We start from the raw sequence: 6,751 nt of genomic DNA, 5'->3' as shown, positions 1-6,751 counted from the left end.
AAGGGACTTTTGAAAAAGAAGGAGCATTATTTTGTTTATAAGAAATATCCTGAGGGGGTGAGGAGGTATATATACACGACGAATGTGGTTGAGAATATAAATAGCAGGATAGAGCTGATAAGGGTAAATACAGGGGGATATTTTCAATCAATCAAGACAGCAGAGGTTGCGATATACATAACAGTAAGTCGGATTCAGAAAACGAGATGGCAAAAACCACTTCCTTTAATTAAGTCTGCTTTATACGAATTGAGGCAAATGTTTGTAAAGAGATTTTATAAGGAGACACAATTCTCTTGACAAGTGTCTCGTCTCCCCTTTGAATTATGCTTTTTATGTTATCGTTTGGTAACAGTTCAGTTAATCCAAAGCTTGCGGTTATTTTCTCTTTTATCCCTTTAAATTTTATTTTTTCTATTTTTTGTCTCATTCTCTCTGCAACTTGGTAGGCTTTCTCTATGTCGGTATTGGGTAAAATAAGAATAAACTCTTCGCCTCCATACCTACCAAAGATATCTTCTTTTCTTATCGATTTTTTGATGGTTTGGGCTATCTTTTTTAATACATAGTCGCCCATTTCATGTCCATATGTATCATTTATTTTTTTAAAATAGTCTATATCGACCATAACGATAGATAGAGGCAATTTATGTCTAAGGGCAAAAGAAATTTCTCTATGGATAATTTTATTTATTGCTCTTCGATTAAAAACACCGGTTAATGGATCTGTATTCATAATTTTCTTTACTGTAGTTAACGCGTTTAACAACTGAAGGTTCTTTTTTTCAAGCTCTCTTGTAATGTCAACTATCTGGTCGTTTAGTTTAGACATCCTTTCGATCAATTCACTGTAGTTAATACGATAATGTTCTAATATCAGAAGATAAAGGTTATTGTAAAGAAAAATATAACCCTTAGTTAAAACCTCAGTTTTATCAGATACACGAAGAAGAAGGTCGATTTTGGTAAATGAATTTTTAGGTAAAGGGATTTTTGATTATTCTTAAGCATAAAATCTTTTATGTTTTATTTAATCGGTTTTTCTGTAAGTCCAACTATTTTTAAGAAGCCTTTATTGCAATCTAAGATTTGTCCTTTTTTATCAATCAAAACCAGTCCTACTACCTTAACGAGTATATCATCAGGAAGATAAGTTTTCAAATCAAGTAGCATCATTGACACAAGGGGCTCAATCCCATCAACCGAAACCCAATCTTTTAAGTCTTTCTTTTCCGACGGCTCTATTCCCAAAAGCTTTAGGTCTTCCTCCAAAAAGTAGCAAACTGCTAAATCATACTGTTCCATAACATCCTTAGCCTTCAAAACATTTCTAAGTTTTATGTATTTGTCCCTAAAGTTGGTGTATTTTGGCAGAATTGGTTTAAATGCGTTGTAAAGCTTCAAAGCAAGTTCCGGATGGATGAGGTCAAGGGTGTCGGCAAGCAGATTGGAAAAGGGAATTTTTGACAGCTTGGCTATTCTGTCTGTAATTAACCAATACCTTGTATATCCGCAGAATTGCTCATCTCCACCGTCCGCGGATAGGGAAACTTTAACTTGAGACTTGGCAAGCCTTGAAATCAAATAAGTGGGAATGGCAGAAGAGTCTCCAAAGGGCTCGTCATAAATTTCCGGTAGCCTTGGGATTATTTCAAAGGCTCCCTTTGGAGTGCAGTAAAGCTCCGTGTGTCCTGTTCCCAAATACTCCGCCACTTTTTTGGCATACTCCGCCTCGTTGTATTCCTTTTCGTAAAAACCTATGGTAAAGGTCTTTAGCTTAATTCCTTCCTTTGAAAGAAGAGCACAAACTGTGGAAGAGTCTATGCCACCGCTTAAAAACATTCCTACCGGCACATCAGAGACAAGCCTAAGCTTAAAGCTCTCCGTTAAAATTTCCTCAAGCTCCTCCGCTAACTCTTCCTCTGACCTTTTTAGCCACCTTTCCTTTTCTTCCTTTCCTTTCAGGAAATACTCTTCCACTCTCCAGTAAGGGAATTCTTCAATGTTTCCTTTTTGATCTAAAACCAAAAAGTGTCCGGGCTTTAGCTTATAGACATTTTCAAAGATAGAATAGGGCGCAGGTATGTAGCCGTATTTCAAGTAAAGTGAAAGCCCAGTGAGGTTTAGTTTTTTTTTAAACTTTGGGTGTTTGTGAAAAGCCTTTAGCTCCGACGCAAACATAAAAAGCCCATCTTTGTAGTAATAATACAAAGGCTTTACGCCTATCCTATCCCTGCAAAGGAAAAGCTTTTTGTCTTTTTTGTCCCACAGGACAAAGGCAAACATGCCACGGAATTTATGGACCGCAGAAAAGCCCCATCGGTGAAAAGCCTTAAGGATGACCTCTGTGTCTGAGTTTGAGATAAATTTATAGCCTTCTTTTTCAAGCTCTCTTTTTATTTCTTTGAAGTTATACACCTCTCCGTTGTAGGTTATCACTAAATTTTCAAACTCCATGGGCTGATGCCCAAGCGGTGAAAGGTCAAGGATGGAAAGCCTTCTGTGCCCCAAAGCGACGGGAAAGTCTTTGTCTATAAAGATCCCTGCATCATCAGGTCCGCCATAAATAAGAGTATCACGCATAGATGTAATGGTTTCTTCAAGGGAGTAAGAGTTATTGAAATTAAAGTCAATAAAGCCTACTATTCGGCACATGGTCAATCAAGTTTTTTTCTTTTGAAAAACAAATTCATTACATCCTGTATTTCTACCTCTTATTTTGTCAAATACATTACTTTTAACTCCCTTACCACATGGCAATTTAGTTGGAGCATTTATCAGATTGAAACCTAAATTTTCTACATATTCTTTCACTTCATCAAAGCAAGCAAACTCATAAGGTAAGCCCCCTAACCAATCAATAGCATCATAAAAGATATGCATCCCTCTTTCTCTTCTCAATTTGAGAGTCTTTCTTCGGATCATAAAACCAAAAGTTATATAGCTACCATAAAGTGCGATAAGTAATGGTTGAAGTAAAGGGTGTTCATTATAAAACTTCTTAACTTTTAACCAAAACTCAGACGATGGAGCATGATTATAGATCGCTAAAATTAAATATCCGTTATCTTTTACTAAGCTTGCTGTATTTTTGATAGCTTCCCACATTTTTCCAGTATGATGTAGCACTCCCCATGAATAGACAATGTCACCTTTTTCTTTGAGACTCTCAACCAAATTGTTGTCAAGAATGTTGCCCTGAAATATGTCCCATGAGCAGTTAGAAGGTAGCATATGAGAAAATTTTTCTTTCAACAGTAAAGTTGCATCCACACTTGCAGGGTCTATATCAAAGCTTATAACATGCTTACAACCTAATAAGATAGCTGACAAAGAGAAAAGCCCAGAACCACATCCCACATCAATGAAAACTTTATCTTTAAACCCACTTTCAGGGAGATATTTTAATAGGCTATCTTTAGCTTCTTGTATGACTTTTTCATTTACAACATTTTTTACATAATTCATCCAGTTACTTCCAAAGGAAAAGGTTATCTTCACTTCAAAACCTCCTTCAATTCTTCAACATTTTTTTTCAATTCTAAAATCCTCAGCCCTTTATTTAGCCTTTTCTGAGTAATGCTTTCTTAAGCTGTCATCCTGAAGTAGTTTATCTAAAGCCTTCTGTGCCCCAAAGCGACGGGAAAGTTTTTATCTATAAAGATCCCAGCATCATCCGGTCCGCCATGAATAAGAGTATCACGCATAGATGTAATGGTTTCTTCAAGGGAGTAAGAGTTATTGAAGCAAAAGTCAATAAAGCCTACTATTCGGCACATGGTCAATCAATATCTTTTAAATCCTTAAAAAAGAAAGGTTTATATTCTGCATACTTCTTTTCCGTAGTTCTTCGTTTGAACGCTAAAGCGATTTTGAGAATTAATGGCATTCGTAAGAAATATGCAAGCTTTACGACTTTTAATTTTTTCTTAAATATATCCGGAAATATATCTTCAAAGTAGGGACATTCTGCTATCTCTTTTAATAGTTGCCCAGAAGTTTTAAAATCTCCCTTTAAGATTGCAAGTTTCGCTAATTCTAACTTAGCTTGAACACCAACACATCTTCCGAATTCTATATACTTATCATTCAGTTTATCTAAGATTTCCTTATGAAACTTTTTCCAAAAATACTCAGAAAACTGAATAAAATATGACATCATGTTTTCATGATATTGCATAGTTATAGAATTACCATGTCTTCTCCAAAAGTATAGGACCTTAGGTATATACAACCATTCTCCATCCAAAGCTAAAAAGGTCCATGTGCAATAATCAACAGCTCTTATTTCCCTTGGTATTTGTTTAAAACCGCCAATTTTAAGTAGCTTCTCTTTATTCAGCAGAACTGCGGCTGCTGGTATAAAATTAAACCCTTGAAGTAGCCCAATTAGAGCCATGCCAGCCGGAGTATTTCTAATAATAGGTGAGTACTTTGGATTTTCATAATATGGTATAGGTAGGTCTATCCTTTTACTGTCCATCCATATCCTTCCATAGCGTCCATAAACCATTGAGATATTCTTTCTTTTCTCTTCTGGGAGTTCGCTTAAAGCATTCACCCTTATTTCAAGTGATTTCTGGACAAAAACATCATCACCTTCTAAATATCCTATCCATTCACCTTTAGCCTCTTTAAGGGCTAAGTTGTAATTTACATCCAAAAATAAAGGACCATTATTTTTTTCGTTCCTTATAAATTTAATTCTGTTATCCTTTTTAGCATATTGCTCTACTATGTAAGGCGTTTTGTCAGTGGAAGCATCATCAACTATTATCATTTCCCAGTTTTCATAAGTCTGACACAACACAGACTCTATACATTCTGCTATATAGTCCTCGTGGTTATAGGTTAGGGTAATTATTGAAATCAGTGGTTCATATTTATACTGACCCATGGCATGCCTGAAAATATAAATAAAATCCATTTCCTTTTAAGTTTCCGATATATCCCAAAGCAAAGGGCAAAAGTATAGCATTCCTGATTAGTTTAAGCATAATAAGTATGTAGGCTTTTCCTTTACTTGGGCTAACTTTTGCAAGCTCCTCTACCGCATAAGCTTTTCCTTTTCTCTCATCTCCAAGCACCATACCCTTTAGCTTTATTTTAAGCTTGTCTAAGTCTCCAAAAAGCTTTTTTTCAAGATGGGGAAAAAGTTCTATGAAAGGGAAGTCTAATTTATAAACTTCAATGTCTTTAAATCCAGCAAGGTTCAAAGCTTTTTCAAGGGAAGACTTTGAAAATCTTAAAAAGTGGTGAGGAGGATAATCCCAATGAAAAGGGTCTTTCCAATCTATTTCTACAAATAAACGCTCCCTATTCGGCACGCTTCTCGCTATGTATCCTCCCTCTTTCAAAAGCCCTTTAACCATTTCCAGAAATTCCCTTGGTTTGTCCTGATGTTCTAAAACCTCAAAAAAGGTGATTACATCAAACTTTAAGTTTTTCTCCTTAGCGTATTCATAGAACTCTTCCAAGCTCATGGCAAAAACGGTGTCAATACCAAGGTTCCTTTTTGCACTCTCCACAGATTTTTTGTCAAAGTCTATTCCCCATATTTCAAAGCCTTGTTCTTTAGCATGTCTTAAAAACCTTCCGTCTCCACAGCCCACATCTAAAAGCTTACCTCTTACATTGGAAGGAAAGTGTTTAAAAAAGGCTTTGTGGTTATCGTTAAGCCTTGCGCTTACACCCTCGTGGAATGAAATATAACTTTCAAAAACTTCGCTTTCATAAAACTCCGGGACTATCTTTAGTGGTTCCCACCAATGGATATCACAGTTTAGGCACTCATAGCGTTTGTATTCTTGATTATTGTAAGGGAAGACATAAACCTCTTTGAAGGAGCATTCTTCTACCTCAGTTCTGCAGATTGGGCAAGTGAGCATTGGTGGCATAGGTTTCCCCCTTAAAAGGCAACATTCACTTTAAGAATTATAATTGGGAAAATAAAGTTTGCAACCTGCAAAAAGGGAAGGGAAAGGAAATTCTCAAAAAGTCTTCTTGTTTTAGTAGCTAATAGATTTTTCAATGGTGCCAAAAGAGTTATCTCAATTTTATTTTCATCAATAATTTCTTCCACTTCTAAGTAGTTTTTACTAAATGCTAAATTAGTATACTAAAAAGCTTCAATCCTTTTCCTGCTATCTTCAATAATTATGCATACATCAGCCTTCCTTTAGGTTTTGGTATCTCTCTACCAAGTTCTTTTGCGGTTTCTATCCACTCCTCTATTATCTTTTGAGTATTTTTTAATGCCTCCTCGTATGTCTTACCATCAGCCATACAGCCTGGCAATTCTGGAACTTCTGTTATATATAAACCATCTTCTTCACTCCAATAAATAATTATCTCATACTTATACATACAACTAACCCTCCTTTTTGTGAAGTTTATACTTCAATATCAGGGAGTAGAATATAAATTGTGTCTTTTAATAAAATATTTTAGAGGCATAATAAAAATTTTTAATATTTTTTAAATTAATGATAACATAAAACCTAAAAGACTAAACTAACCAGGAGGTCTGTAAAATGGAAAACTTAGACTTAGATTTAGAAAAAGTTTTAAGTGAAATCTCAAAAATTGAATCAAAAGAGGGTATCAAAATGGCTGCTGCACTCCTCTTAAACGCTCTCATGAAAAAAGAAAGAGAAATATTCCTTAGAGATAGTATTGATAATAAAGCTAATGGTTACTATGAAAGACAACTTGCCTGTTTCTTAGGTAACCTTGGTATCTCTGTCCCAAG

Annotated in this window: 6 protein-coding genes and 2 pseudogenes; 2 read left to right on the top strand and 6 right to left on the bottom strand. The window is 35.4% G+C overall.

What is annotated here, in order from left to right:
• Positions 1-300 (top strand): annotated as a pseudogene (locus tag G580_RS11720) (IS256 family transposase); the annotation flags it as partial.
• On the opposite strand, the gene G580_RS10675 reads toward G580_RS11720, so the two are convergent.
• From G580_RS10675 to G580_RS0108500, 6 genes are all read right to left on the bottom strand, one after another.
• Positions 230-832, bottom strand: coding sequence for a GGDEF domain-containing protein (locus G580_RS10675; RefSeq protein ID WP_051173320.1), 603 nt, complete (start codon positions 830-832; stop codon positions 230-232). The pseudogene G580_RS11720 and the gene G580_RS10675 overlap by 71 nt on opposite strands.
• Positions 833-1,026: 194 nt before the next feature.
• Positions 1,027-2,655 carry an asparagine synthase (glutamine-hydrolyzing) gene (gene asnB, locus G580_RS10670; protein WP_156874817.1) on the bottom strand — a complete coding sequence of 543 codons (1,629 nt, stop codon included), beginning with the start codon at positions 2,653-2,655 and terminating at the stop codon, positions 1,027-1,029.
• Between the two features lie 6 nt (positions 2,656-2,661).
• A complete protein-coding gene (locus tag G580_RS10665) occupies positions 2,662-3,501 on the bottom strand; it encodes a class I SAM-dependent methyltransferase (protein ID WP_051173318.1) in 840 nt (279 codons plus the stop codon).
• 280 nt (positions 3,502-3,781) lie between these two features.
• Positions 3,782-4,927: a glycosyltransferase family 2 protein gene (locus G580_RS11130; RefSeq protein ID WP_083960854.1), complete on the bottom strand. Its 1,146-nt coding sequence runs from the start codon at positions 4,925-4,927 to the stop codon at positions 3,782-3,784.
• Positions 4,884-5,897 carry a class I SAM-dependent methyltransferase gene (locus G580_RS0108505; protein WP_028841790.1) on the bottom strand — a complete coding sequence of 338 codons (1,014 nt, stop codon included), beginning with the start codon at positions 5,895-5,897 and terminating at the stop codon, positions 4,884-4,886. The genes G580_RS11130 and G580_RS0108505 overlap by 44 nt, the downstream gene beginning before the upstream one ends.
• 259 nt (positions 5,898-6,156) lie before the next feature.
• Positions 6,157-6,366 carry a type II toxin-antitoxin system HicB family antitoxin gene (locus G580_RS0108500; RefSeq protein WP_028841789.1) on the bottom strand — a complete coding sequence of 70 codons (210 nt, stop codon included), beginning with the start codon at positions 6,364-6,366 and terminating at the stop codon, positions 6,157-6,159.
• 167 nt (positions 6,367-6,533) lie between these two features.
• On the opposite strand from G580_RS0108500, the pseudogene G580_RS10655 reads away from it, so the two are divergent.
• Positions 6,534-6,751, top strand: a pseudogene (locus tag G580_RS10655) (IS256 family transposase); the annotation flags it as partial.

It is taken from the genome of Thermodesulfobacterium hveragerdense DSM 12571 (genome assembly GCF_000423845.1).
GTDB classification, from domain to species: Bacteria; Desulfobacterota; Thermodesulfobacteria; order Thermodesulfobacteriales; family Thermodesulfobacteriaceae; genus Thermodesulfobacterium; species Thermodesulfobacterium hveragerdense.
Note: the sequence above shows the minus strand (reverse complement) of the source record. Positions and strands in the feature narration are given on the sequence as shown.

What these genes read in the sequence shown, in the direction of transcription:
- G580_RS10675 (WP_051173320.1), bottom strand. Translation starts at nt 832, where the DNA reads ATGTCTAAACTAAACGACCAGATAGTTGACATTACAAGAGAGCTTGAA.
- G580_RS0108505 (WP_028841790.1), bottom strand. Translation starts at nt 5,897, where the DNA reads ATGCCACCAATGCTCACTTGCCCAATCTGCAGAACTGAGGTAGAAGAA.
- G580_RS0108500 (WP_028841789.1), bottom strand. Translation starts at nt 6,366, where the DNA reads ATGTATAAGTATGAGATAATTATTTATTGGAGTGAAGAAGATGGTTTA.
- G580_RS11130 (WP_083960854.1), bottom strand. Translation starts at nt 4,927, where the DNA reads ATGGATTTTATTTATATTTTCAGGCATGCCATGGGTCAGTATAAATAT.
- asnB (WP_156874817.1), bottom strand. Translation starts at nt 2,655, where the DNA reads ATGTGCCGAATAGTAGGCTTTATTGACTTTAATTTCAATAACTCTTAC.